Here is a 23,764-nt window from a genome sequence, read left to right as displayed (position 1 = left end):
AAATATGACAGCGTGACGAAGGCCTGTGTGTGGCCAATTCGGTGCCGGGGTGGGGCTGGCCATCATGATGCTTCATGGCGCGACGGAGGTGATGACAGCGCCGACGCCGAGGGGGGTCGTTACTTCAACATGGAGTCGGGCCCGGGGATGCCGTGGGCATCCCGCGGATGGGCGATTACCTGGCTGCGCGGCTCACCGGCCCGGCAACTGCGAGGCTGCCGGGCCGGCTGCCATGAGCTGTTGTCAGGCGCCCATGGTCGGGTCGGAGACGGTATGCGTGCCGTTCTCCAGCCGGCCAGCGAAGCGGCGCATGAAACCACCCTGCTGCGTGGTGACCGTGAAGTCGTACCAATTGCCTTGCGATCCCACGGGCCAGTGCTGATCGACCTCTTTGCCGGCCGGGACCTCGAACGTCCAGGGGCCGTCGTTCCGATAGGCGTTTGGCTTGACCGTGAACGTGCACGTTGCGCTGCCACGGTTGATCAGCGTGAGCCAGACCTGGGCGTTGGCCTCGTCGTAGCACACGCGAATCTCGGGCGCGGCACCGCCGCCGGCAGCCTTCTGCGCGCTGATATCGCCGACGAACGCGCGGTGATAGCCATTCGGGCCAAGCACCCAAAGGTCGTAGCGACCACTGTCGCGGCTCACGTCGAGCTTCGCGTCGTAGGACTTGCCCGCCTCGATCGCATAGCGGCGCGGCACATCGCCCAGATGCAGGCGGTCGTACACGTGGAATACCGCGGCCTGGGTGCCGTCGTTCTTGAAACGCAGCCAGACCGTGTTCGTGGACGGGTCCTCGAAGCCGCTGGTATGCAGCGTGTAGGGCAGCGCGCGCGACGGGCGCGTGCCGCTCTTCTGGGTGGGCATCGACTGGGTGGCAACCGTCGGCGCGGGAATCTGCGCCTTGGCATCCTGCGCGGCGCGCAGCGTGTCGGCATCGGTCTTCTGCAGCGGCGTGAAGGCCAGGGCCGTGTTGCTATTCGGGTTGACGAAGTCGAACGCCGACATCAGATCACCCATGATCGCGCGGCGGTAGGCACTGATGTTGGTTTCCGCCACGCCGAAGCGCTGTTCGAGGAAGCGCAGGATCGAGGTGTGATCGAAGGCCTGGGAGTTGACCCAGCCACCACGGCTCCACGGCGACACGACGTACATCGGCACGCGCGGGCCGGGACCAAACGGCGTCTTGTCGACGCTGTAGTACTCGGTCGATGCATCCATCGTCGTGTAGCCGACGGGATTGCCCGTGGCATCGAGCGCGGGGGCGCACGGCGGCGGCACGTGGTCGAAGAAGCCGTCGTTCTCGTCGAAGTTGATCAGCAGGACCGTGCGGCTCCAGATCGCGGGGTTGGCCGTCAGCGCGTCGAGCAACTGCTGCGTGTACCACGCGCCCTGCACCGGGCTCGACGGCCCCGGGTGTTCCGAGTAGGTTGCTGGCGCGACGATCCACGATACCTGCGGCAGCGTGCCGGCGGCGATGTCATCGCGCAGTGCCTGCAGGAAGCCGCCATCGGGCATGGTGTTGCCGATGCCCTTGAAGAGCGGGTTCACCGTGTCGTTGGCCGGCGTGTACGGCGTATAGGGCGAGCCGTTGGCGGTATTGCCCAGCGCCGCGTTGGCCGCGCGGTATTGCTTGAACCCAGCCAGCGGATTGTCGGTGAAGTTGTCCGGCATGTTCTGGTAGACCTTCCAGGTCACGCCGGCAGCCTGCAGGCGTTCCGGATAGGTGGTCCAGGTGTAGTTGATGCCGGTGGCGTCGAGCGAGTCGCCGCTATTGTCGATCACCGGGCCGCCGTTCTTGCCGAACGGATCATTGGTGCCGGTCCACTGGAACAGCCGGTTCGTGTTGGTGCCACCGTGGAAGCCGCAGTGGTAGGCGTCGCAGAGCGTGAATGCATTGGCGAGCGCGTACTGGAAGCCCAGTTCCTGCTCGGTGTAGTAGCCCATCGACTGGGTCTTCTTGGCGGTGGGCCACGCGCTCATGCGGCCGAGGTCCCACGCGGCCTGCGCGTCGGGCTGGCTGTGAGGCGTGCCGCTCACGCGCTGGGCGTTGCCGGCGGTCTGGTCCAGGTGATACGGCAGCACCACGCGGTTGATGTTGTTGCTGGCGTAGGTCTGCTGGAAGGCGTTGCGGCCGCCCGGCAGCGGGATCGGGAAGCGGTCGCTGAAGCCGCGCACGCCGTTCATGGTGCCGAAGTAGTGATCGAACGAGCGGTTCTCCTGCGTCAGGATCACAACGTATTCGACGTCGCGGATCGATTTGGTGGCGTTGTTGGCCGGAATGGCCAGCGCGCGGCGGATGGCCGGCGGGAATGCGGCAAGCGCGGCGGTGGCGGCGGCACTGCTGCCGGCCATCTTCAGGAAATTGCGTCGGCTGCTGGAGTTCATAGCGGTTCTGCCCTGGTCAAGCGTGTCGTTGTTGGTAGCGTCCGTCGGTGCTCAGGGCGCGCATTTCATGAGCGGCTTGGCGGAATCGGGAGTGTCGCCGCCGGGTGTCGTGCCGCCGGGCGTGGTGCTGGTGGGTGGCGTGGTGCCGGAGTTGCCAGTGCTGCCGTCGCCATCGCCGCCACAGGCGGCAAGGGTCGCACACAGCAGCAGGGCCGCCAGGCACCCGCGGGTGCGGGCCCGGGTGATGGTGCGGATTGCGTCGATCATGGTCGGTGTCTCGTGCGGGGTATGGCCGGCCGCTGCTGTCTTGCAGCGGCGCGTCGCGTGACTCGCGATGCGCTTCGCAGCGTAAGCAGCCAGGTTGTCCTCGCAGTGACATCGGGCCCAAGAATTCCGATGACGGCATCGGTCTTTTTTGCGCTTTGGGCCAGTCGGGCAAGCTGTCAAATTATCTGAATCATCAGAATATTGTGCTGCGATGCACCAAACCGTGTGCTATGGTTTTAGACGCTTCCCTCGAATTTTGACGCAGCGGCGCGGCTTTCAACTTGGCGATGTTTCCCTGAAAGCCGCGCCAGTCCTGGGCTGCAGGGAGGTGGCACCCGTGCTGGACGCGTCTGACCCCATTCTTGTTGCGGGTGCAACAAGCCGTGACCTTGCTTGTGATCAGGGCTTCCCGCCCCCAGTCTGGTAACTGAGCAGGGCGCTTGGAGGAGTTGCATCATGAACAACCAACCCGACTATGTCTGGCACTACACGGTGGGCACGCCACTGGCCGCGATCGCGCGCGCCGGGCGTCTCGTGCCGGCTGCCGCATTGATGCGGGAGCCGCGCCTGGGCAAGCAGGAGATTCTCTGGTTCTCACGCAACCAGCAGTGGGACCCGTCGGCGAGCAAGGACGACGGGCTGGGTCAAGCGCGTCACACGTTGACGCGCGGGGCGTTGCATACCCGATTTGGTCTTTACCGATTTGGTCTGTCGGCGCTGGACGTGCGCCTGGTACCGTGGCCGACCGTCACGCGTGTGGCGGAAATCGACGTGCCCGAGGCCATGACGATGGTGGCCAACGGACTGCGCTGCGGCGCGGCGCCGACCGACTGGCTTGGCACGCTGATGCCGATTCCCTTGTCGGATCTCCGTTTCGAGGCCTGGACCGGCGCGATCTGGGCGCGGGCCGATCTGAACGAAATCGCCGCCCAACTCGCGTAGCGGGCGGGCGCTCCAGTTCCGGCAATCAGCGGCTCAGCCCACGCGCGCTGATCGGCCAGACACATTCCACCACGCCGGCCCGGACGCCGATGATCTCGTCATAGAGATTCAGGGTCGGGTCGCAATGGCCCGGCACCAGCATGACGCGGCTGCCCAGTGCGGGCAACGCCTCGGGGGTGTCGGCGCGGCGCGGCTTCACAATGCCGTGCTCGTCGTTGGCTGCCACGTAGTCGAGCGTCGTCGACGCCGCGCCATCGGCCCAGATCCACGGCAGCCCGGAATCGACTGCCATCGACTTCAGTCCCGCATCCAGGATCACGCGGTCTCCCGCCGCCACGCTCATGACCGTGGTGGCGATGAACAGGCTATGTTCGAAGCGCAGCGTGCCCGTGTAGGCATTGCTGCCGTAGTCTGCGTCCATGAATACGTAGGAACCTGGCTGGATTTCGGTATAGACGCCACTGGTCAGGTCGAACTCCACGCTGCCGCTGCCGCCGCCCGTCACCACGTCACAGCGCACGCCGACTGCGGCGAGGCGCGCGATGACACTACCGGTGCGCTCGGCAGCCCGTGCGGCGGCGTCACGACGCTCGGCCCAGCCGCGCAGATGCTGGACGCCCCCGTGATATGCCTGCAGGCCCCGAAATTTCAGTGGCGCGTGTTTCGCGATGCGCTCCGCGAGCCGCAGCGCCTCGGATGCATCCCGCACACCGCAGCGACCCTGGCCGACATCGATCTCGACGAAGACATCGACCGTGCTGCCTGCCGCCGAGGCGGCACTGGCCAGCGCGTCGATCTGCGCCACGTCGTCGACGCACACGCTCATGCGCGCATGCCGGGCCATTTCGGCCAGCAGCGCCGCCTTGGCCGGGCTGGCGAGTTCATTGCTGATGTGGATGTCGTGGATGCCGGCGCGCGCGAACGGCACGGCCTCACTGACCTTCTGGCAGCAGATGCCCACTGCGCCCTCGGCGATCTGCGCGACCGAAACATCCGGGCACTTGTGTGCCTTGGCGTGGGGACGCAGCTTGACGCCGGCCATGTCGGCCGCGGTCTGCATCCGGCTGATGTTGCGGGCGAAGACATCCAGGTCGACAACGAGCGAAGGCGTGTCGATGGCGTCTACGGGCTGGCCGGTACGCGCGGCGGGAGGCAGGTCGAAGGCGATGGACATGGCGAGATGGCGGTTGACTGGGGAGCAGGACCGGCGATACGAACCACACGATGCGCGAGACAGCGTAGCACGGTCCGCGATACCGCCGCCCGGGGGTGCTGAAAAAGCCTCTCGCAAGCCCCGCATTTGATCTATCGCAAATGAAGATCATGGATAGGCTCAAGCTTCAGGCGAGGGCGTCGTTAAGGCGGGCTTGCACCCTTATCTGTTGAGCCCCATGAATAACCTGAGCATCCGCCACGGCCTGCTGGCGACCCTGGTGATTTTCGGCCTGATGATCGTGTTTGGCGCGGCGTTGGGCGTGACCCAGTTGTACGCAGCCAGTGAGTCCGCGGAGGACATGCATCAGGTATCGGCGCGTGTGCAGTTGCTTAACAGCGCCTACAAGGACATGACACGCGCGCGCGCCGCGCTGACGCGTGCGTACAACTCGTCCAAAGCCGGTGGCGGCATCAATGCCGAGGCAATCGGCAATGCGGAAGGGTCGATCCGCAAGTCCACCGATGCGTTGGAACGCTTTGCCAACGCGCCTGTCCTGGAGGGGCTGGATGCCTCGACACGCGAAGCCATGGTCGCTGTCGCACGGGCACACAATGACGCTGTGCAACGGGGACTCGAAGCGTTGCGCAAGGATGATCCCGATGGTTTCGTGGCGATCAACGACAAGGACATCACGGCTACAGGCACGAAGTACTCGGCTGATGTCGAGCGTTTCGAGGCGCTCGCCACGCAGCACACGGAAGCCGTGATCGCCAGGATCAGCACCCGTTTCAACCGGGTGCTGATCCTGGTGTGTGTCGGCATGGTGGCGTCGGTGCTGCTGATCGTGGTCGTGCATCTGGCGCTGCGCAAGCTGGTTGTGGCGCCGCTGCACCTGGCGTGCGACCTGATCATGCGCGTGGCGGACGGCGATCTGACGATCAAGGTGCCCGAAGCCGGCCGCAATGAAATCGGACAATTGCTGCGCGCGCTGTCGCGAATGCAGCATGGGCTGACGGACACCGTGGCGAAGGTGCGGGCGGGCTCCGATGCGGTGACAACCGGCGCGAAGGAGATTGCCGCGGGCAATACCGACCTGTCGTCGCGTACCGAGCAGCAGTCTTCGGCGCTGGAGCAGACTGCCGCCAGCATGGAGGAATTGACGTCGACGGTGGCCAATAACGCGGAGAGCGCCACGCGCGCCAGCGGCTTGGCCCGCGACGCGGCGGATCTGGCATCGCGCGGTGGCGAGGTGGTGCGCGGCGTGGTGCAGACGATGAGCGAGATCAACGCCAGCTCGCAGAAGATCGTGGACATCATCGGCGTGATCGACGGCATCGCATTCCAGACCAACATCCTGGCACTCAATGCCGCCGTGGAAGCGGCACGTGCCGGCGAGCAGGGCCGCGGTTTCGCGGTGGTGGCTGGCGAGGTGCGCGCGCTGGCCCAGCGCAGCGCAGGGGCCGCCAAGGAGATCAAGTCATTGATCGATTCGTCTGTCGACAAGGTGGGCGCCGGCAGCGCGCAGGTAGAGCAGGCCGGCAGCACGATCGAGGACATCGTGGTGGCCGTGCGGCGACTGGCCGATACCGTCAATGAGATCTCGGCCGCATCGATCGAACAGTCATCGGGTATCTCGCAGGTCAGCGAGGCGGTGTCGCAGATGGAGCAGGTGAACCAGCAGAACGCTGCCTTGGTGGAGCAGGCTGCTGCCGCCGCGGATTCGCTCGAATCCCAGGCCAACCAGCTTGCCGCTGCCGTGACAACGTTCAAGCTGGCGGCTTGATGGTTCGCCTGAGGGGCAACCTGAAGGGCCGCCCGAGGGGGATTTACCCGGGCAGGTGGCGTTAGCTGGCGAGTTGTTCCTCGACGAACGTCAGCCGGTCGTTGCCCCAGAACAATTCGCCATCGACGATGAAGCTTGGCGCGCCGAAGATACCGCGTGCCACGGCTTCTTCGGTCACCTGCTTGAGTTCGGCCTTGACCTCGGGGTCGTCGAGCATCGTCAGTGCCTCGCGCGGGTCGAATCCCGCCGCCACCAGCACCTTGCCGATCTCGTTCGGGTCGTTGAGGTTCTTGCCGTGTTCCCACATCGCGCTGAAGATCGCGTCGACATAGCGATGGAACTCGGCGTCGCCCTTGCGCTGGTAGCCGATCGCGCCACGCATCAGGGTCAGCGTGTTCACCGGAAAGAACGGGTTGTGCCGGAACGGTGCGTCGTAGCGCCGGGCCCAGCGTTCGGTATCGCCGGACGACCACTTGCTCTTGGCCGGAATCTCGGCCGGGCTATGGTTGCCCGTGGCCTTGAATACCCCGCCCAGCAGCATCGGCCGCCACACGATCGTGGCGCCGGTACGCGCCGCCACGCGAGGCAGTTCCTTGTACGCCAGGTACGAGTAAGGACTGCCGAAATCGAAGAAAAATTCCACCTGCTTGGTCATTGCATGTCTCCTTTGTGTCCGGCTTTGTGCTTCTTGGCAATGCTGGCTTGAGGGCGATTACCAGTGTTCGATCCAGGGACGCAGATCGAGTTCATGGGTCCAGGCATCGCGTGGCTGTTGATGCAGCATCCAGTAAGTGTCCGCGATATGCTCCGGATTGACGATGCCGTCCTGTGCCCTGGTGGCGTAGCGGTCGGGGAAATTGTCGCGGATAAAGGCGGTGTCGATGGCGGCGTCGATGATCAGGTGGGCGACGTGGAGGTTCTTCGGGCCAAGTTCACGTGCCATGCTTTGCGCCAGCGCGCGCAGCGCGTGCTTCGCGCCCGAGAATGCCGACATGCCCTCGCGGCCGCGCGTGCTTGCAGTGGCGCCGGTGAAGAAAATCGACCCGCGCTGCCGGGGCACCATGACGCGTGCGGCTTCGCGGCCCATCAGGAAGCCTGCGAAACAGGCCATCTCCCAGACCTTGAAGTAGACGCGCGAGGTGGTTTCCAGAATCGGGAAATTCACGTTCGCGCCGATGTTGAACACCGCGACTTCCAGTTGCCCGATATCGCGCTCGATGCGCTCGATCATGGCAACCGTCTCTTCTTCCTTGCGCGCGTCGCAGCCAAAGGCATGGGCTTCGCCGCCTTCGGCCCGAATCTGCTCGACCAGTGGCGCGAGTTTGTCGACATCGCGTCGGGTGACGCAGGCGACATAACCCTCGCGGGCAAAGCGGCGGGCGATGGCGCCCCCGGTGGCGTCGCCGGCGCCGACGACGAGGATGGCTTTCTTCTCAGGCACGGTGTCTCCTCCTGCCAGGTTGAATTGCGGAAAGGGTGCTGCGTGGAATGCCTTGGGTGTCCTGGGTGTTTGCGTAGTGGCTTGCATTATGACAGGAACGATCCCATACCGTATGACCTGAGAATCCGTCCTTGACTTTATATCGTACGATATATATCTTAAGATGCATCGTAAGACTTATTGGAGTGCAATCATGAGGGACTGCTTTGGTTCTGATGGTAGGGGTGAAGGTCGCCAAGGTCATCAAGGGCGGCATGGCGGACACGGGCATTGGCGCGGGCAGCGTCACGATGGCTTGCGCGTGCTGATCCACGCGATGGGCCGAGGTGGCAGCTTCTGGTCCCGTGGAGGCGGTGGGGATTGGGACGGCTCCGATGGCTTCGATGGCGAAAGCCTGCGCCGTGGCCGCAAGTTCAGCGCCGAGGATCTGCAACTGCTGTTGCTGTCGCTGCTAGAGGAAAAGCCGTCACACGGCTATGAGCTGATCAAGGCGCTGGAGGCGCGCACGGGCGGGTTCTACAAGCCGAGCCCGGGTGTGGTCTACCCCGCGCTGACCTTCCTGGAGGATCTCGGCTACGCAACGGTCGATACCGAGGGCAACAAGAAGCGCTACCAGTTGGCAGACGCCGGTCGCGCCTATCTGGAAGAGAACCGTGAGCGGCTGGAGCAGATGCTGGCACGGCTGCAGCACGTGGCGCGCAAGATGGACTGGATGCGCCGGGCCATGCGCGGCGAGCCGCAGCGCGAGCCCGAGCAGGGCGGATGGGTGCCCGAGTTCGTGGCGTCGCGGATGCGACTCAAGCAGGCGCTGGCGCTTCGCAGCGGTGCGTCTCCAGACGAACAGCGCCGGATTGCCGCCATCCTGAGCCGCGCGGCGGATGACATCGAATCGGGAGACCAGAACGCATGAATGACGACCGCAATCTGACAGTCGAGCGCGTCCGCCATCCGCTCAAGATGCGCCTGCTCAAGGTGCTGCGCACGCACCGGGTATCGCCGCAGTTGCTGCGCGTGACACTGGGTGGCGAAGACCTCGCGGATTTCGTCTCGGGCTCGTTCGACGATCACATCAAGGTGTTTTTCCCGCCCCCGGGTGCGGAAAAGCCTGCGCTGCCAGAAGTGGGGGCCGACGGCATCCGTTTTCCGGAAGGGCAGCCCCGGCCAGAGACACGCGACTACACGCCCCGCCGATACGACAACACAGCCCGCGAACTCGACATCGAGTTCGTGCTGCATGGCGACGGGCCTGCTTCCACCTGGGCGGCGCAAGCGCAGCCGGGCCAGTATCTCGGCGTGGGCGGCCCACGCGGTTCGTTCGTGATCCCGCGCGGGTTCGACTGGCATCTGCTGATCGGCGACGACACCGCGCTGCCAGCCATGGCTCGTCGTATCGAGGAACTGGGCCCGGACGCCCGTGTGATCGTGGTGGCGGAGGTGTCGGATGCCTCGGCGCAGATTCCGCTCGCGACAGGGCCGAATGCGCAAGTGCACTGGGTGCACCGCGAAGGCCGGCCCGAAGGTAGCCAGCTTGCGCCGACGCTTCGCTGGCTCAGCTTGCCGCAGGGCGAAGGCTACGTCTGGGCTGCTGGCGAGGCCGCCGCGATGCGCGAGGTGCGCCAGTATCTGGTGGGCGAGCGCGGCATCGACAAGTCGCGTATTCGCGCATCGGCTTACTGGAAACGCGGCAATGCGGCGGTGCATGAAACGATCGACGACTGAAGAGTTGAATCTCGACATCTGAAATTTTTCGTCGCGGGCTCCGGCAGGGGCGTGGCGCGGATACACTAATCGCCACGCTCATCGACACAGGGATCTGCCATGCCGCGCCTTCGCCTGTCGCCATTGTTTGCCGTTGCCGCCGCCATCGCCGCCGCTGTTGGCACCGCGGCGTGCGCCCCCGACTCCGTGCGTAACTACGAGGCCCATGGCCTCAACAAATATCTGAACACGATCCAGGATGCGTGCGCCGACACGCGGCTTGGCAACCACAACCTGGGCGAGTGGCTGCGCAGCGGCACCACCGATAGCGACAGCGACTACGTCTACTGGCTCGACCAGACCTCCAGGCTTTACTACAGCCGCATCGATGTGCCGCAGTATCGCGACGCGATTGCCGGGTCGATGGGGGGTACCAAGTCCAATGCCGATGCGCTCGATTGCATCGTGCGCCATCTTCCTCCGGATCGTCCGACGCAGCCGCCCAGCGGCATGTTCCAGTAACGCAGCGCAACGCGCGTTGTTCGACGCGTGCAATTTATTGGTTGTGCGATCGCGCGCGTCTTGCTAAATTCAGTCCCCAGCGACCGAGACAACGGTCGCGACGTCGCTCGGACGGTTCCGGGCGCTTACGTAAAGGACTCCACATGACTGCCGATTCCGGCAAGCGCCGCTTTGCGCGCATCGATCGTCTTCCCCCGTACGTTTTCAATATCACTGCCGAGCTCAAGATGGCCGCCCGCCGCCGTGGCGAGGACATCATCGACATGAGCATGGGCAACCCCGATGGCGCCACGCCGCCGCATATCGTGGCCAAGCTCGTCGACGCCGCGCAGCGGCCGGACACGCACGGGTATTCGGCGTCGAAGGGCATCCCGCGGTTGCGTCGTGCGATCTCGCACTGGTACCGCGAACGCTATGACGTCGATATCGATCCGGACAAGGAAGCGATCGTCACGATCGGCTCGAAGGAAGGCCTTGCGCACCTGATGCTGGCCACGCTGGACCGTGGCGACACCGTGCTGGTGCCCGACCCCAGCTACCCGATCCATATCTATGGCGCGGTGATCGCGGGGGCAGACATCCGTTCAGTGCCGCTGACGCCGGGTATCGACTTCTTCGCCGAACTGGAACGCGCGATTCGCGGCAGCTACCCGAAGCCCAAGATGATCGTGCTGGGTTTCCCGTCCAACCCGACGGCGGCCTGCGTGGAGCTCGATTTCTTCGAACGTGTGATTGCGCTGGCGCGCAAGCACGACATCTTCGTGGTGCACGACCTGGCTTATGCCGATATCGTCTTCGATGGCTGGAAGGCGCCGTCGATCATGCAGGTGCCGGGCGCGAAGGACATCGCGGTGGAGTTCTTCACGCTGTCCAAGAGCTACAACATGGCGGGATGGCGGATTGGCTTCATGGTCGGCAATCCCGACCTCGTGGCCGCGCTGACGCGTATCAAGAGCTATCACGACTACGGTACGTTCACACCGCTGCAGGTGGCGGCGATCGCCGCGCTCGAGGGTGACCAGCAGTGCGTAAAGGAAATTGCCGCCCAGTACCAGTCGCGCCGCGACGTGCTGGCACGCGGGCTGATCGAGTCGGGCTGGCCAGTCGATATTCCAAAGGCTTCGATGTACATCTGGGCCCGCATCCCGGAACCCTATCGCGCGCTCGGCTCGTTGGAGTTTTCCAAACAACTGCTGGCCAAGGCCAAGGTATCCGTATCCCCCGGTATCGGGTTTGGTGACTACGGCGATGAGTACGTGCGATTCGCGTTGATCGAGAACGAATCGCGTATCCGTCAGGCCGTGCGCGGGATCAAGGCGATGTTCCGCGCGGATGGGCTGGTGACGGCGCCAGGCGGCTGATCTGCAGTTGGTTTTTTCCCCTCTTCCGCGAGCGGAAGAGGGGAGCCAGCAATCGGCAACACCCAACCTCAGAAATATCCCACGAACCGTTTCATGATCGGCGATAGCGCATCCGCGCGATGCGCCATCAGGATGCGGCTGCCTGCGTCGGGCCCGGCGATGGCGCGGTATGCCACGCCGGGGATGCCCGTGCGCGCGTAGATCGCCGGTAGCACCGACACCCCCGCACCACTGGCTACCAGACCGATGATCGTGGTGGCCTCGCGCGCTTCCTGCGCGACATTCGGCGCGAATCCGGCGCGATTGCACAGTGTGGTCACGTGGTCGAACAGGCCGCAGCCGAGTCCGCGGGGAAACAGCAGGAACTTCTCGCCGGATAGTTCACTGATGTCGATCTTTGTCTGCTCATTCGATCGCGCCAACGGGTGGCCGACCGGTAGCACCGCTACCAGACGGTCCGCCAGGACTTCCCGCACTTCAATACGCGCCGGTGGCCGGAACTGAGGCGAGGGACGCAGGAATCCAATGTCGACTTCGCCACTTTCGAGTTGCTGGAGCTGCTGACCAGTGGACATGTGCACCAGTTCAAGCCGGGCATGGCGATGTGCCTCGCGGAAGGCGTGCACGGCGCGCGGAAAGACATCCTGCATCGGCACCGACGCCGTGAATCCCACCCGTATCTCTCCTGCTTCGCCGGAGGCCACCTGCCTGACCACGTCACGCGCTTCCTCGAGATTGGCCAGTGCCGCCCGTGCCTTGTCCAGGAACAGTTCTCCGGCCGGCGTCAGCGCCACGTGATGGCGCGACCGTTCCAGCAGCGGGCTGCCCAGTTCATCTTCCAGTGCCTTGATCTGGATGCTGAGCGGCGGCTGGCTGACATGCAGCCGGCGGGCGGCCTCGCTGAAGCTCAGCGCCTCGGCCACGGCCACGAAATAGCGAAGTTGGCGAAAGTCCATTGATACGAATTCGAAATAACGAGCCACCTGAAAACATATTGGACAGTATCACGGCCCGCGCCGAAAATGTGCCAGGAGATTAATAACATCTGGAGACATCATGCTGCGCGGGCTCGCTCGTATTCATGTTTTGCAGGGCGGGAGCCGCCCGATTCTGGCCGCAATGCTGGCCACCGCGCTGGCAATCGGTGCCCAGACGGCCCGTGCCGACGCGTATCCCGACCACCCGATCCGGCTGGTCGTGCCGTATGCGGCGGGCGGCGCGGTCGATATCGTGGCTCGCTCAATTGGCCAGCGCATGAGCCAGCAACTCAAGCAGCCGATCATCGTCGATAACCGCCCCGGCGCCAGCACCAATATCGGCATGGACTTCGTGGCCAAGGCCCCGGCCGACGGCTACACGATCATGATGGCATCGAACAGCCTGGCGACGAACGCAGCGCTGTTCAACAAACTCAGCTTCAACCCGGCCACGGATTTCGCGCCAGTGGCGCGGATTGGCGAGGCATCGCTGGTGGTGGTCGTGCCGGCCAAGTCGAACATCACATCGATGAAGGGGCTGATCGCCCAGGCCAAGGCGGAACCGGGCAAACTTAGCTTCGGTTCGGCCGGCAACGGCAGCTCGGGCCACCTTGCGGGCGAAATGCTCAAGGAGTCCGCTGGCATCGACGTGCTGCACGTTCCATACAAAGGCGGCGCGCCCGCCATTACCGACTTGATCGGCGAACGCCTGACGTTCATGCCGATCAATCCGCTTGAAGTGATCAGCCATATCAAGTCCGGCACGCTGCGGCCGCTGGCGGTGGCCAGCGCCAGCCGTTCGGCGTTGCTGCCCAATGTCCCGACCTCGAAGGAGGAAGGGCTGCCCGCCTTTACGGCCTCGGTCTGGTGGGGACTCGTGGCGCCCGCCAAGACGCCCGCGCCGGTCGTCAAGGCGCTGAACACGGCGGCCAACGCCGCGTTGAATGATGCCGACGTGCGCAAGCAGCTTGGTCAGCTTGGTGTGACGATCGTCTCAGGCACGCCCGAGCAGTTCGGCCAGTTCATCCGCTCGGAAACCACGACCTGGACCGGGGTGATCCGCAAGGCTGGGATTACCGCCGACTGAGGGGCCGACTGAGCGGCTGACTGAGTGGCCAACTGAGTGGTTGACTGAGCGGCCGATCGAGGCCGCATCCGGGCGCCTGACTGCGCCCATTCTCTCGAAAACGTTTTTCGTATTGCCATGTCCGTACAACAAGCATCGGCTGCAAAGCCTTCCATCCTGGTGGTCAGCGCCCACGCCGCTGATTTTGTCTGGCGCGCGGGCGGTGCCATCGCGCTTTACGCCGAGCGTGGTTATCACGTGCGCATCGTGTGCCTGTCGTTCGGCGAGCGCGGCGAGTCCGCGAAGATGTGGCGGCAGCCGGGCATGACGATGGACCGGGTCAAGGTCGCGCGTCGCGAGGAAGCCGAACGCGCCGCCGAGATCCTGGGCGGCACGCTCGAATGCTTCGATCTGGGCGACTATCCGCTGCGCGTGCCCGACGAAGCGCTGCTGCGGCTGGCCGACATCTATCGCGACATTCGCCCGGAACTGGTGCTGACGCACTCGCGTGAAGACATCTATAACTTCGACCACCCACTGGCCACCCACGTAGCGCAGGAAGCGCGCATCATCGCCCAGGCGCATGGCTACAAGCCCGAAGTGCCGGTGATCGGCGCGCCGCCCGTGTTCCTGTTCGAGCCGCACCAGCCGGAGCAGTGCAACTGGAAGCCGGACGTGCTGCTCGATATCTCCGCGGTCTGGGAGAAGAAGCAGCGCGCGTTCACGACCATGGCCGCGCAGGAACACCTGTGGGAGTACTACACCCGCGTCGCGCTTCAGCGGGGCGCGCAGGCAACGCGCAATTCCGATCGCAAGATTACCCACGGTGAGGGCTACGCCCGCATTTTCCCGCAAGTCTCGGAGGTCCTGGCATGAGAACCGTCGCTTATCGCAATATCCTGCGCGCCGAGTCGCGTGATGTCGAAGCGCTTGGCAAGTTCGGCGTGGCGACGGTGCATGAGGCCCAGCGCCGTACCGGGCTGATGAAGCCATATCTGCGGCCGATCCAGTCCGGTTCGGCAATCTCGGGCTGTGCCGTCACGGCGCTGATGCATCCCGGTGACAACTGGATGATCCATGTGGCCGTGGAAATGGTTCAGCCCGGCGATGTGCTGGTGGTGGGCCTGGTGAGCGACTGCACCGACGGCGTGTTTGGCGATCTGCTGGCAACGTCGCTGAAGGCGCGCGGCGCGCGCGGGCTGATCATCGATTGCGGTGTGCGTGACGTGTCGACGCTGAATGCCATGGGCTTTCCGGTCTGGTCCCGCGCGATTTCCGCGCAGGGCGCGGTCAAGGAGACCGTGGGCGCGGTCAACGTACCGGTGGTCTGCGCCGGCACGCTGGTACGACCCGGGGATGTGATCGTCGCGGACGATGACGGTGTGGTCGTCGTGGCGCGACCGCAAGCGGCGGACATCGCCGCGAAGGCGGCCGAGCGGGAGGCGCTGGAAGCTGGCAAGCGCGAGAAGCTGGCCTCCGGCGTGCTGGGCGTCGACATGTACAACATGCGTCCGGGGCTGGCTGAAAAGGGTCTGGTGTACCTAGATCAGACTGTCGACTGGTACAGCGGCGCCAACGAAGCCTGAGACCCCGGAGCCGGCGTCTCGGCGCGCCGGGTTTCGCATCTGGTATAAGACGTCCCACGAGATGACGATCGTTGCCGCCGGAATCGGCGGTAGCGATGCCAGGGGACACAGATGGAATTGCGCCAGCTTCAATACTTCGTGCGAGTGGTCGAACTCGGCAGCATGAGCCGGGCGGCGCTTGAGCTCGACATGGTGCAATCGGCTGTCAGCCAGCAGATCAGCCGGCTCGAGAGCGAACTGGCCACGCGCCTGCTGCGCCGGACGCCACACGGCGTGACGCCGACTGAAGCGGGCCTTGCGTTCTTTCACGAAGCCCAGCTGACGCTGCGGCACGCGGAGCAGGCGCGCCGCGCCGCGCATCAGGCGCGGCTGACCGGTACGGTCAGTGTCGGGCTGGCGCCGACCACGGCCTCGGTGATCGGTGTGCCGCTGATTCGCGCGATGCGCGAGCGCTATCCCGACGTGCGACTGCATATTGTCGAAAGCCTGTCGGGACACCTGACCGCGATGCTCAATGCGCGCCAGCTTGATCTGGCCGTGTTGTTCGATACCCATGCCGCGCGGCGCTGGACGGTCATGCCGCTGCTTGAGGAGACGCTTTTCCTGATTCAGTCCCGCAATGCCTTGCCGCAGGGTAAGGCCGAGCCGCCCACGCGTCTGACCATGGCCGATCTGTCCGAGGTGCCGCTGATCATGCCCACCGGTGTTCATGGTCTGCGCAGCACGCTCGATGCGGCATTCTCCCGGGCCAAGGTTGTGCCGCATGTCACGCAGGAGATCGATTCGCTGGCGATGCTGATGGATGCCGTCGACATGGGCTTCGGCACCACGCTGCAACCATGGGCGGCAGTGGGGCGCTATCCCGATGCGGAAACGCGATTTCACCTGGCGCAGATCGACGATCCGCAGGTAGGTCGTCAGAACCTGCTTTGCAGTCTGTCGGACGATGAGTTGTCACCCGCTGCGCTGGCGCTGCGGGTGGTGCTGGCCGATACGGCGCGTGGTCTGGTGCGATCGGGAGGTTGGCGCGGGGCACGGCTGCTAGAGGCACTATCAAAATGATTCTGGCGTCGTTGCGCGCCCTTGGCCAGTCCACTTGTACTGTCTGCGGCCGCCCCCTTGCAGGGCGCGCATGTGCTCGCAGGCACATGCCGTTCCGCAGGCGGCTCGCATACGAGCCGAAACCCCTGCTTCACCCTAGCCAGAACCGCTTCGCTTCATTTTGATAGCGCCTCTTAGTGGAGGGATAGCGGGTACGGATGACGCCCGATATCGCGAAACCCGGGCATGTGGCCGGCGGCGTGATCGAACGTGGCGACGTATTCGCAGCCCTCTGCGTGCGCGGCACGGTCGATCAGGCAATCGGCGAAACCGATGTTCCCCGACGCGAGCATCGCCAACGCGCGATAGACGACTGGAGCGGACTCGACCCGCAGCGCCCGGCTCCTGAGCAGGCGATAGATGGCCCGGATGATCTCGGGCCGCGAGCGGCGCCGCTGCAGCACCCATGCCAGTTCCAGGATGACCGCTGTCGACACGTAGCCGGGCCGCTGGGAGGTCAGACTGGCGACCAGACCGGCGGCGATCGGCGACTGTACGGCATCGTCGTCCAGGATCAGCCGCGCCAGCACGCAGGTGTCCAGCCCGATCATCCCTGACGCCCTCCAGGTTGGCCAGCGGCCAGTGGCCGGAAGAAATCCGTACTCGGCACATAGAACTCCACGCCCTGCTCGCGGTAGGTCTGAGCCAAGCAGCCGAACAGCGGGTTCGCCGATGCTCCGGCGTACGGCATGTCCTCAAGAGCCGGCCAGTCCCCCGCATTGACGACGGTGGTGGGGTCCCACCCCATGCTGGACATGAATTCCTCCATGACGGAGGATTTGATCAGCAGGTCGATCTGCCCGGGTGTCAGCGGCCGGCCGTCGTGCCGCATACAGCCCCGCAATGCCAGCAGATGGGGGCAGGGGCCTTCCGTGCCGGTCTGGCTGGCACGCCTGGAGGTACTGAATTCGATGATGTCATCCATGATGTGAACGGCTCCTTGGAGGTTGAGAGAGCGGCACCGCGGGTGCCGTGTTCGATACTCTGGGCCAGCGCAGCCGGGATGGATATGAGACGGATCTGAAAGGCCTCCCATGCAACCCCATCGCGATCCTCCGCCACCTGTTTCCCGCCTCGGGCCCGGCTTGGCTGTCCCATCACAAATCGTGATACCCCCATGCCAGTCAACGGGTTAGCAGGCCCTGAGCGGGCGGCTACAGTCCCGGACAGACTCCAGGAAGGCTCAGAAAGGCGTGTCAATTTCCACCCCCACCCCCAATCCCCGCACTCAGGACGCCCGGTCATGATCGACGTCCTGGTGATCGGCGGCGGCAATGCCGCCCTTTGCGCAGCGCTGATGGCCCGTGAAGCGGGCGCCAGCGTGATGCTGCTGGAAGCCGCGCCGCGAGAATGGCGCGGCGGTAATTCCTCCCACACACGCAATCTGCGCTGCATGCATGACGCTCCGCAGGACGTGCTGGTCGACGCGTACCCCGAAGAGGAGTACTGGCAGGATCTGCTGAAAGTGACCGGCGGCCTGACCGACGAGAAGCTGGCGCGGCTTGCGATCCGCGCGTCGTCGTCGTGCCGGGACTGGATGCGCAGCCATGGCGTGCATTTCCAGCCACCGTTATCTGGCGCGCTCCACGTGGCTCGCACCAATGCGTTCTTCATGGGCGGCGGCAAGGCGCTCGTCAATGCGTACTACCGCAGCGCCGAGGCGCTCGGCGTGCAGATTCGGTACAACGCCCCAATCGACGCCATCGAGCTCGATGGCAGCCGATTCGTGGCGGCGCGTATCGGCGCCGAGCGGATTGAAGCACGCGCCTGCGTGCTGGCGGCCGGCGGATTCGAATCGAACCGCGAGTGGCTGCGGGAGGCCTGGGGCCAGAACGAGCGGGGCGAATGGCCCGCCGATAACTTCCTGATCCGCGGCACCCGCTTCAACATGGGCGTGCTGCTCAAGCACATGATTGCCGCGGGCGCCGACGCGATCGGTGACCCGTCGCAGTCGCACTGCGTGGCTATCGACGCGCGCGCGCCGCTCTATGACGGTGGCATCTGCACGCGAATCGATTGCGTCTCGCTCGGGGTCGTGCTCAACGCCAACGCGGAGCGGTTCTACGACGAAGGCGAGGACTTCTGGCCCAAGCGCTATGCGATCTGGGGCCGTCTGGTCGCGCAGCAGCCACAGCAGATCGGTTACTCGATCATCGACGCAAAGGCCGTCGGGCGCTTCATGCCGCCGGTGTTCCCGGGCGTGAAGGCCGATACGCTGCCGGAACTCGCGCGCAAGCTCGGGCTCGACGAAACCACGTTCATGCGGACGATCAACGCGTACAACGCCGCGTGCCGGGTCGGCAAGTTCGACCACACGGTGCTGGACGATTGCCACACCGAAGGCGTGACGCCGTCCAAGACTCACTGGGCGCGGCCGCTCGACACCGCGCCGTTCTTCGGCTACGCGCTTCGCCCAGGCATCACGTTCACGTACCTGGGACTGAAGGTCAACGAAGAGTCGGCCGTGCATTTCGATGGCAAGCCGAGCGACAACCTGTTCGTGGCCGGCGAGATGATGGCTGGCAACGTGCTCGGCAAGGGCTATACCGCTGGCGTCGGCATGGCGATCGGCACCGCGTTCGGCCGGATTGCCGGCACGCAGGCCGCCAAGGCGGCAAAGGGCATGGCCAGGCGTGCCTCACAGGCATCAACGGAAAAGGAATATGCAACATCTTGAAGCGCTGACGCGCGAGGCCGCGGCATTGGCGCGCGGCGCGCTGCCGCTGACTGCAGACGAAGGCGAAGTGGCCCGCACCCTGCAGATCTGCAACGCCTGCCGCTATTGCGAGGGCTTCTGCGCGGTGTTCCCGGCAATGACGCGCCGGCTGGAGTTTCCCAAGGCCGATATCCACTATCTGGCCAATCTGTGCCACAACTGTGGCGCCTGCTATCACGCCTGCCAGTACGCGCCGCCGCATGAGTTCGCGGTCAATATTCCGCAGGCGATGGCCAAGGTGCGTGTGCAGACCTACGGCGACTACGCATTTCCCGCCGCGCTCGGCGGTTTGTACCGGCGCGCGGGGCTGACCACGGCGCTGGCGCTGGCTGGCGGCCTGGCGTTGTTCCTGCTGATGGTGCTGGCGATGCGTGGCAGCCTGCTGCACGCGCCGCTGGCTGGCAACTTCTACGCGATCTTCCCGCACAATCTGCTGGCAGTGATGTTCGGCGTGGTGTTTGTCTTCGCCATCGTCGCGCTGGGCATCGGGGTGACGCGGTTCTGGCAGCAGGTAACGCCCGGCACGCGAGCCAGTGATGACGGCGGTGCGGCCGTGGGCGGCGCCGCGCACGATGCGCTGCGGCTCAAGTATCTCGGCGGTGGGCACGGCGAAGGCTGCAACAACGAGGACGACGCGTTCACGCTGCTGCGCCGGCGCTTCCACCATTTCACGTTCTACGGCTTCATGCTGTGCTTTGCCGCGACGACGGTGGCCACGCTGTATCACTACCTGCTGGATCTGCATGCACCGTACGCGCTGACGAGCCTGCCTGTGCTGCTTGGCACGGTGGGCGGCATCGGCCTGCTGATCGGCACCGCCGGTCTGTTCTGGCTCAATGTGCGGCGCGACCCGCGCACCGGCGATCCGGATCAGAAGCCGATGGACCGTGGATTCATCGCGCTGCTGTTCCTGACCAGCGCGAGCGGGCTGGCGTTGCTGGCCTTGCGCGATACCGGTGCGATGGCCACAGCGCTGGCCATTCACCTCGGCATCGTCATGGCGCTGTTCCTGACGCTGCCGTACGGCAAGTTCGCGCATGGCATCTACCGCTGCGCGGCGCTGCTGAAGTACAACATCGAAAAGCGCCGGCCGAGCGATCTCGCGCTGGGCGCCGACTAAGACATCGAATCGAATCAAGAAACCGAAAAGGGAGACAGGATCATGACGAAACCGGGTGTGCTGAACATCCCCTCGATGCGCGGCCAGTGCAGCGACACGGAGTGGCAAGCGCGCGTCGATCTCGCCGCGTGCTACAGGCTGGTCGAGCTTTATGGCATGGCCGACATGATGGCCAACCACATCTCGGTGCGCGTGCCGGATGAAGAGGATGCGTTCCTGATCAACCCGTACGGCATGATGTACGAGGAGATCACCGCATCGTGTCTGATCAAGGTGGACCACGCGGGCAACATCCTGTCGAAGCCGGACTTCGGTTCGCTGAACTACGGCATCAACAAGGCCGGCTACGTGATTCACAGCGCGGTGCATCACGCGCGGCCCGAGGTGGCGTGTGTGATTCATACCCATAGCTGGGCATCGATGGCGGTGTCGTCCCTGGCGTGCGGCTTGCTGCCGATCACGCAGACAGCGATGCGCTTCCTGAAGATCGGCTATCACGACTACCAGGGCGTGGTGCTCGATACCGCCGAGCAGGCGTCGCTGCTTGAAGACCTGGGCAAGGGCGAGGCGCTGATCCTGCGCAATCACGGTGCCCTGACCGTTGGCAATACCGTGGGCGAGGCGTTCAACTGGATGCATCGGCTCGAGTTGGCCTGCCGCTCGCAGGTGGCGGCGATGTCGTGCAACACGCCGCTGCAGCAGGTGTCGGCGGACGTGCTGGAAGCCACGTGGAGTAACTATCAGCCGGGCACGCGCCGTCCGTATGGCGTCATGGAGTGGCCAGCGTTGCTGCGCAAGCTTGATCGCCTGGACCCGAGCTTCCGCGACTAGGAAGCCGAATTAACGCATTCCCGTATCCCCGCCTTACCGCCTTACCGCGTTACCGTTTTACCGCATCACCGTTGCACCTGAAGAAGAAGGCCTGAATGCCATCCAACGCCCGCAGAGGCGTGGATGGCTAGTGGCGAACCGGCGGGATCTGTGCCCCGAATCGCGGGTCCCGACTGGTGGCATGGCGCCGGGCCCGCGCAAGATCGTCCCGGTGCGCATAAGAACTATATAAACAAGAGAGACAAGACATGCATCGATTCGCCCCCGTTCGATGGCTGGCTACTGCATTGGCCGCCACTGGTTTCACGTTCGCCGCGCAGGCGTCGGCGCAAGGCACTCCGTATCCGGCCAAGCCCGTGCGTGTGGTGGTGGCCTTCACCGCAGGCGGTACCACCGACATGCTGGCGCGCAGCGTCAGCCAGCAACTTGCCCAGCGCTTCAAGCAATCCTTCGTGGTGGACAACCGTCCCGGCGCGGGCGGCAATATCGGCACCGAGTACGTTGTCCGATCGCCGGCCGATGGCTACACGCTGCTGGTCAACTCGGTGGGGCCGATCTCGATCAATCAGACGCTCTACAAGCGCCTGAACTACGACCCGCTGGCCGATCTGGTGCCGGTGGTGCAGATCGCCGACGTGCCGAACGTGCTCGTCGTGCCGGCCGCGCTGCCGGTAAAGAACTTCGACGAGTTCGTGGCCTATGCCAAGGCGAACTCGGGCAAGCTCAACTACAGCTCGACCGGGGTGGGGACGTCGTCGCATCTGTCGGGCTTCATGTTCAGTGAACGCATCGGTGCCCAGGCCACTCATGTGCCTTACAAGGGTGCCGATGCGCTGAACGACCTGCTCTCGGGGCGCGTCCAGTTCATGTTCGCCACGATTCCATCGGTGATCTCGCAGATCCAGGCAGGCAAGCTGCGCGCGCTGGCGGTGACTAGCGCGAAGCGTTCCCGCTCGCTGCCGGATCTGCCGACGGTGGCGGAGAAGGGCTTCCCTGGCTTCGAGGCTGGCTCGTGGTTCGGCTTCTTCGCACCGAAGGGCACGCCGGCCGAGGTTGTCACCCGGGTCAATCAGGCCGTAAATGACATCCTGCCATCGCTGCAGGCGCAGATGGTTCGTGAAGGCGCCGATCCGGTCGGCGGCTCGCCGCAGCAGTTCGGTGATTTCACGCGCAAGGAATATGAGAAGTGGAAGGTCGTGGTCAAGGCCTCCGGTGCCACTGTCGATTGAAATTCAGACATGTCTCAAACTCAGCCGAAGTCTCTAGAAGCCGTCCAGCCATTGCGCATCCTGTTGTCCGAACTAACGCTGAGGGAGCATCGCGCCGCGATCGATCTGGCCATGGACGGCACGCCGTGGCTGCCGGTACTGGCGCCTGCCACTGATGATCCGAAGGGTGTCGATGTCGATATCGCCTTCGTGTCGCGCGATGTGACCGGGCTATCGACCAAGCATCAGATCCTGCCGGACACGCAGCGCTTCTACTCGGCGATGCTCGAGGCGCCCGCGCTGCGATGGGTGCATGTGCATTCGGCCGGCGCCGATCGCGCCGTGTTCGGCCAGTTGCGGCAGCGCGGGGTAACGGTCACCACGTCTTCCGGCGCCAATGCGGGAGTGGTGGCGCAAACCGCGCTGGCGGGATTGCTGGCGCTGGCGAGGCATTTTCCGCTGCTGCTCGCCGCCCAGCGCGAGCAACGCTGGGCCCCGTTGCTCGGCACGGGATTGCCGCGTGACGTGCGGGGGCAGACCGCAACCATTGTGGGGTGGGGCCCGATCGGGCAGCAGCTCGGTGCCATGCTGCGCCTGCTCGGCATGTCGGTGGCCGTGGTCCGGCAACAGCCGACGCCGGCTGGCGAAGGGTTCGAGACTTTTACGTTCGATACCCTGCACGAGGTGCTTCCCCGTACGGACTGGTTGATACTGGCCTGCCCTCTGACGGACCGGACGCGTGGGCTGGTCGACGGCGCGGCCCTGCGGCGATTGCCGGCTGGCGCGCGGCTGGTCAATGTGGCGCGTGGAGAAGTGGTGGACGAGCCAGCGCTGATCGACGCACTGACAGAAGGAAGGTTGGACGGCGCATACCTTGATGTGTTCGCGCATGAGCCATTGCCGGCGACGTCGCCGCTATGGTCGTTGCCGAACGTCATTGCCACGCCGCATAGCGCCGGTTTCTCGGACGGCAATGCGGCGCGTGTGGTCGACATCTTCCTGGACAATCTTCGCCGTCGGTTGGCGGGTCAGACATTGCGAAACGTCTCAGCCTAACGGCAAATTGGAAGGGGTTGCAGAAAAGGCTGCAAACCGATGCGGGAAGTTGCGGAGTTTTCAGCAACCTTGTCGCTGCGTCGACATGCACAATAGCGACAGCCGATTTTCTGTTGCCACGTACCGTGTCCATGCCTGCCAATAAACCGCCGTTGCCGCGCGTCATCGTCGCGGAGGATCATCCCGTATGCCTGCTCGTGCTGGAGGACCAGCTCAAGGGCATTGGTGGCTGCGAGGTGGTGCTCTGCGAGGACGGTGCCGACGCGCTCAGGGCGCTGGAAAGCGGCCCGGCCGCGCTGCTGCTGACGGACCTCAGCCTGCCCGGCATCGAAGGACTGGCGCTCGCGCGCAGAATTCGCACGGGCAAGGCGGGGCAGGTGGCCCCCGACCTGCCCATCGTCGCCATCACGGCCACCGCTGGACCCGAGGAGCGACTCGCGTGCCTGGAGGCCGGCATCGGCATGGTGCTGACGAAGCCGGTCAGCTACGAGACGCTCCAGTCGGTCCTGGGCCGTTACCTTTGGCGAGACGACCAATAGGAGCAA

24 protein-coding genes are annotated in these 23,764 nt (G+C 64.8%); 16 read left to right on the top strand and 8 right to left on the bottom strand.

The features are described from left to right. Window positions 1-243: 243 nt before the first annotated feature. Together K6G35_RS27915 and K6G35_RS27910 are read right to left on the bottom strand one after the other, a co-directional pair. Window positions 244-2,388, bottom strand: coding sequence for a phosphocholine-specific phospholipase C (locus K6G35_RS27915; RefSeq protein ID WP_495676703.1), 2,145 nt, complete (start codon window positions 2,386-2,388; stop codon window positions 244-246). A gap of 51 nt (window positions 2,389-2,439) precedes the next feature. Then, window positions 2,440-2,655, bottom strand: a complete 216-nt coding sequence (locus K6G35_RS27910) for a hypothetical protein (protein WP_008645073.1) — start codon at window positions 2,653-2,655, stop codon at window positions 2,440-2,442. A gap of 456 nt (window positions 2,656-3,111) precedes the next feature. Between K6G35_RS27910 and K6G35_RS27905 the strand changes: the two genes are divergently transcribed. Beyond that, on the top strand, window positions 3,112-3,597 hold the full coding sequence (locus K6G35_RS27905; RefSeq protein ID WP_008645072.1) for a hypothetical protein: 486 nt from the start codon (window positions 3,112-3,114) through the stop codon (window positions 3,595-3,597). Window positions 3,598-3,622: 25 nt separating this feature from the next. On the opposite strand, the gene K6G35_RS27900 is transcribed toward K6G35_RS27905, so the two are convergent. Continuing rightward, the gene (locus tag K6G35_RS27900) at window positions 3,623-4,771 is read right to left on the bottom strand and encodes a DSD1 family PLP-dependent enzyme (protein ID WP_035883270.1); all 1,149 of its coding nucleotides are present in this window, start codon (window positions 4,769-4,771) and stop codon (window positions 3,623-3,625) included. A gap of 217 nt (window positions 4,772-4,988) precedes the next feature. Here K6G35_RS27900 and K6G35_RS27895 point away from each other — a divergent pair, with 217 nt between their 5' ends. Next, window positions 4,989-6,536 (top strand): methyl-accepting chemotaxis protein, encoded by a 1,548-nt coding sequence (locus K6G35_RS27895; RefSeq protein WP_008645069.1) that lies wholly within the window; start codon window positions 4,989-4,991, stop codon window positions 6,534-6,536. A 61-nt stretch (window positions 6,537-6,597) separates the two neighbouring features. On the opposite strand, the gene K6G35_RS27890 is transcribed toward K6G35_RS27895, so the two are convergent. Together K6G35_RS27890 and K6G35_RS27885 are read right to left on the bottom strand one after the other, a co-directional pair. Continuing rightward, window positions 6,598-7,191, bottom strand: coding sequence for a 2-hydroxychromene-2-carboxylate isomerase (locus K6G35_RS27890; protein WP_008645068.1), 594 nt, complete (start codon window positions 7,189-7,191; stop codon window positions 6,598-6,600). Window positions 7,192-7,248: 57 nt separating this feature from the next. Next, a complete protein-coding gene (locus K6G35_RS27885) occupies window positions 7,249-7,977 on the bottom strand; it encodes an SDR family oxidoreductase (protein WP_495676702.1) in 729 nt (242 codons plus the stop codon). Between the two features lie 316 nt (window positions 7,978-8,293). On the opposite strand from K6G35_RS27885, the gene K6G35_RS27880 reads away from it, so the two are divergent. From K6G35_RS27880 to alaC, 4 genes are all read left to right on the top strand, one after another. Next, window positions 8,294-8,887, top strand: a complete 594-nt coding sequence (locus tag K6G35_RS27880) for a PadR family transcriptional regulator (RefSeq protein ID WP_317915496.1) — start codon at window positions 8,294-8,296, stop codon at window positions 8,885-8,887. Next, window positions 8,884-9,696, top strand: coding sequence for a siderophore-interacting protein (locus K6G35_RS27875; RefSeq protein WP_008645065.1), 813 nt, complete (start codon window positions 8,884-8,886; stop codon window positions 9,694-9,696). Before K6G35_RS27880 ends, K6G35_RS27875 begins: the two co-directional genes overlap by 4 nt. A 99-nt stretch (window positions 9,697-9,795) precedes the next feature. Then, complete coding sequence (locus K6G35_RS27870; RefSeq protein ID WP_008645064.1) at window positions 9,796-10,197, top strand: hypothetical protein; 402 nt, start codon at window positions 9,796-9,798, stop codon at window positions 10,195-10,197. Between the two features lie 143 nt (window positions 10,198-10,340). Further along, on the top strand, window positions 10,341-11,558 hold the full coding sequence (alaC, locus tag K6G35_RS27865) for an alanine transaminase (protein WP_008645063.1): 1,218 nt from the start codon (window positions 10,341-10,343) through the stop codon (window positions 11,556-11,558). A 68-nt stretch (window positions 11,559-11,626) separates the two neighbouring features. Here the strand turns inward: alaC and K6G35_RS27860 are convergent, their stop codons facing one another. Then, a complete protein-coding gene (locus tag K6G35_RS27860) occupies window positions 11,627-12,514 on the bottom strand; it encodes a LysR substrate-binding domain-containing protein (RefSeq protein WP_495676701.1) in 888 nt (295 codons plus the stop codon). A gap of 100 nt (window positions 12,515-12,614) precedes the next feature. Here K6G35_RS27860 and K6G35_RS27855 point away from each other — a divergent pair, with 100 nt between their 5' ends. The 4 genes from K6G35_RS27855 (at window position 12,615) to K6G35_RS27840 (ending at window position 16,249) form a co-directional block, all read left to right on the top strand. Continuing rightward, entirely contained in the window at window positions 12,615-13,622 is a 1,008-nt protein-coding gene (locus K6G35_RS27855) for a tripartite tricarboxylate transporter substrate binding protein (RefSeq protein ID WP_035883274.1), read from the top strand. A gap of 117 nt (window positions 13,623-13,739) precedes the next feature. Then, window positions 13,740-14,477 (top strand): PIG-L deacetylase family protein, encoded by a 738-nt coding sequence (locus tag K6G35_RS27850; protein ID WP_011518694.1) that lies wholly within the window; start codon window positions 13,740-13,742, stop codon window positions 14,475-14,477. Continuing rightward, on the top strand, window positions 14,474-15,187 hold the full coding sequence (locus K6G35_RS27845) for a 4-carboxy-4-hydroxy-2-oxoadipate aldolase/oxaloacetate decarboxylase (RefSeq protein WP_008645052.1): 714 nt from the start codon (window positions 14,474-14,476) through the stop codon (window positions 15,185-15,187). The genes K6G35_RS27850 and K6G35_RS27845 overlap by 4 nt, the downstream gene beginning before the upstream one ends. Window positions 15,188-15,298: 111 nt before the next feature. Beyond that, on the top strand, window positions 15,299-16,249 hold the full coding sequence (locus K6G35_RS27840; RefSeq protein ID WP_008645050.1) for a LysR family transcriptional regulator: 951 nt from the start codon (window positions 15,299-15,301) through the stop codon (window positions 16,247-16,249). A 173-nt stretch (window positions 16,250-16,422) separates the two neighbouring features. Here the strand turns inward: K6G35_RS27840 and K6G35_RS27835 are convergent, their stop codons facing one another. Beyond that, window positions 16,423-16,839 carry a type II toxin-antitoxin system VapC family toxin gene (locus K6G35_RS27835; protein ID WP_008652465.1) on the bottom strand — a complete coding sequence of 139 codons (417 nt, stop codon included), beginning with the start codon at window positions 16,837-16,839 and terminating at the stop codon, window positions 16,423-16,425. Further along, window positions 16,836-17,213, bottom strand: a complete 378-nt coding sequence (locus K6G35_RS27830; RefSeq protein WP_008652464.1) for a hypothetical protein — start codon at window positions 17,211-17,213, stop codon at window positions 16,836-16,838. Before K6G35_RS27830 ends, K6G35_RS27835 begins: the two co-directional genes overlap by 4 nt. A 318-nt stretch (window positions 17,214-17,531) precedes the next feature. On the opposite strand from K6G35_RS27830, the gene tcuA reads away from it, so the two are divergent. From tcuA to K6G35_RS27800, 6 genes are all read left to right on the top strand, one after another. Then, a complete protein-coding gene (gene tcuA, locus K6G35_RS27825; protein ID WP_286882535.1) occupies window positions 17,532-18,965 on the top strand; it encodes an FAD-dependent tricarballylate dehydrogenase TcuA in 1,434 nt (477 codons plus the stop codon). Beyond that, window positions 18,952-20,124, top strand: coding sequence for a tricarballylate utilization 4Fe-4S protein TcuB (gene tcuB / locus K6G35_RS27820; protein WP_286882534.1), 1,173 nt, complete (start codon window positions 18,952-18,954; stop codon window positions 20,122-20,124). Before tcuA ends, tcuB begins: the two co-directional genes overlap by 14 nt. Window positions 20,125-20,166: 42 nt before the next feature. Further along, entirely contained in the window at window positions 20,167-20,955 is a 789-nt protein-coding gene (locus K6G35_RS27815; RefSeq protein WP_008652461.1) for a class II aldolase/adducin family protein, read from the top strand. 248 nt (window positions 20,956-21,203) lie between these two features. Then, window positions 21,204-22,184: a Bug family tripartite tricarboxylate transporter substrate binding protein gene (locus K6G35_RS27810; protein WP_008652460.1), complete on the top strand. Its 981-nt coding sequence runs from the start codon at window positions 21,204-21,206 to the stop codon at window positions 22,182-22,184. A 9-nt stretch (window positions 22,185-22,193) separates the two neighbouring features. Beyond that, window positions 22,194-23,219, top strand: a complete 1,026-nt coding sequence (locus K6G35_RS27805) for a D-2-hydroxyacid dehydrogenase (protein WP_052018194.1) — start codon at window positions 22,194-22,196, stop codon at window positions 23,217-23,219. Window positions 23,220-23,350: 131 nt separating this feature from the next. Next, the gene (locus K6G35_RS27800) at window positions 23,351-23,758 is read left to right on the top strand and encodes a response regulator (protein WP_186425636.1); all 408 of its coding nucleotides are present in this window, start codon (window positions 23,351-23,353) and stop codon (window positions 23,756-23,758) included. Window positions 23,759-23,764: the final 6 nt, after the last annotated feature.

The organism is Cupriavidus sp. HY129 (assembly GCF_059492215.1).
Note: the sequence above shows the minus strand (reverse complement) of the source record. Positions and strands in the feature narration are given on the sequence as shown.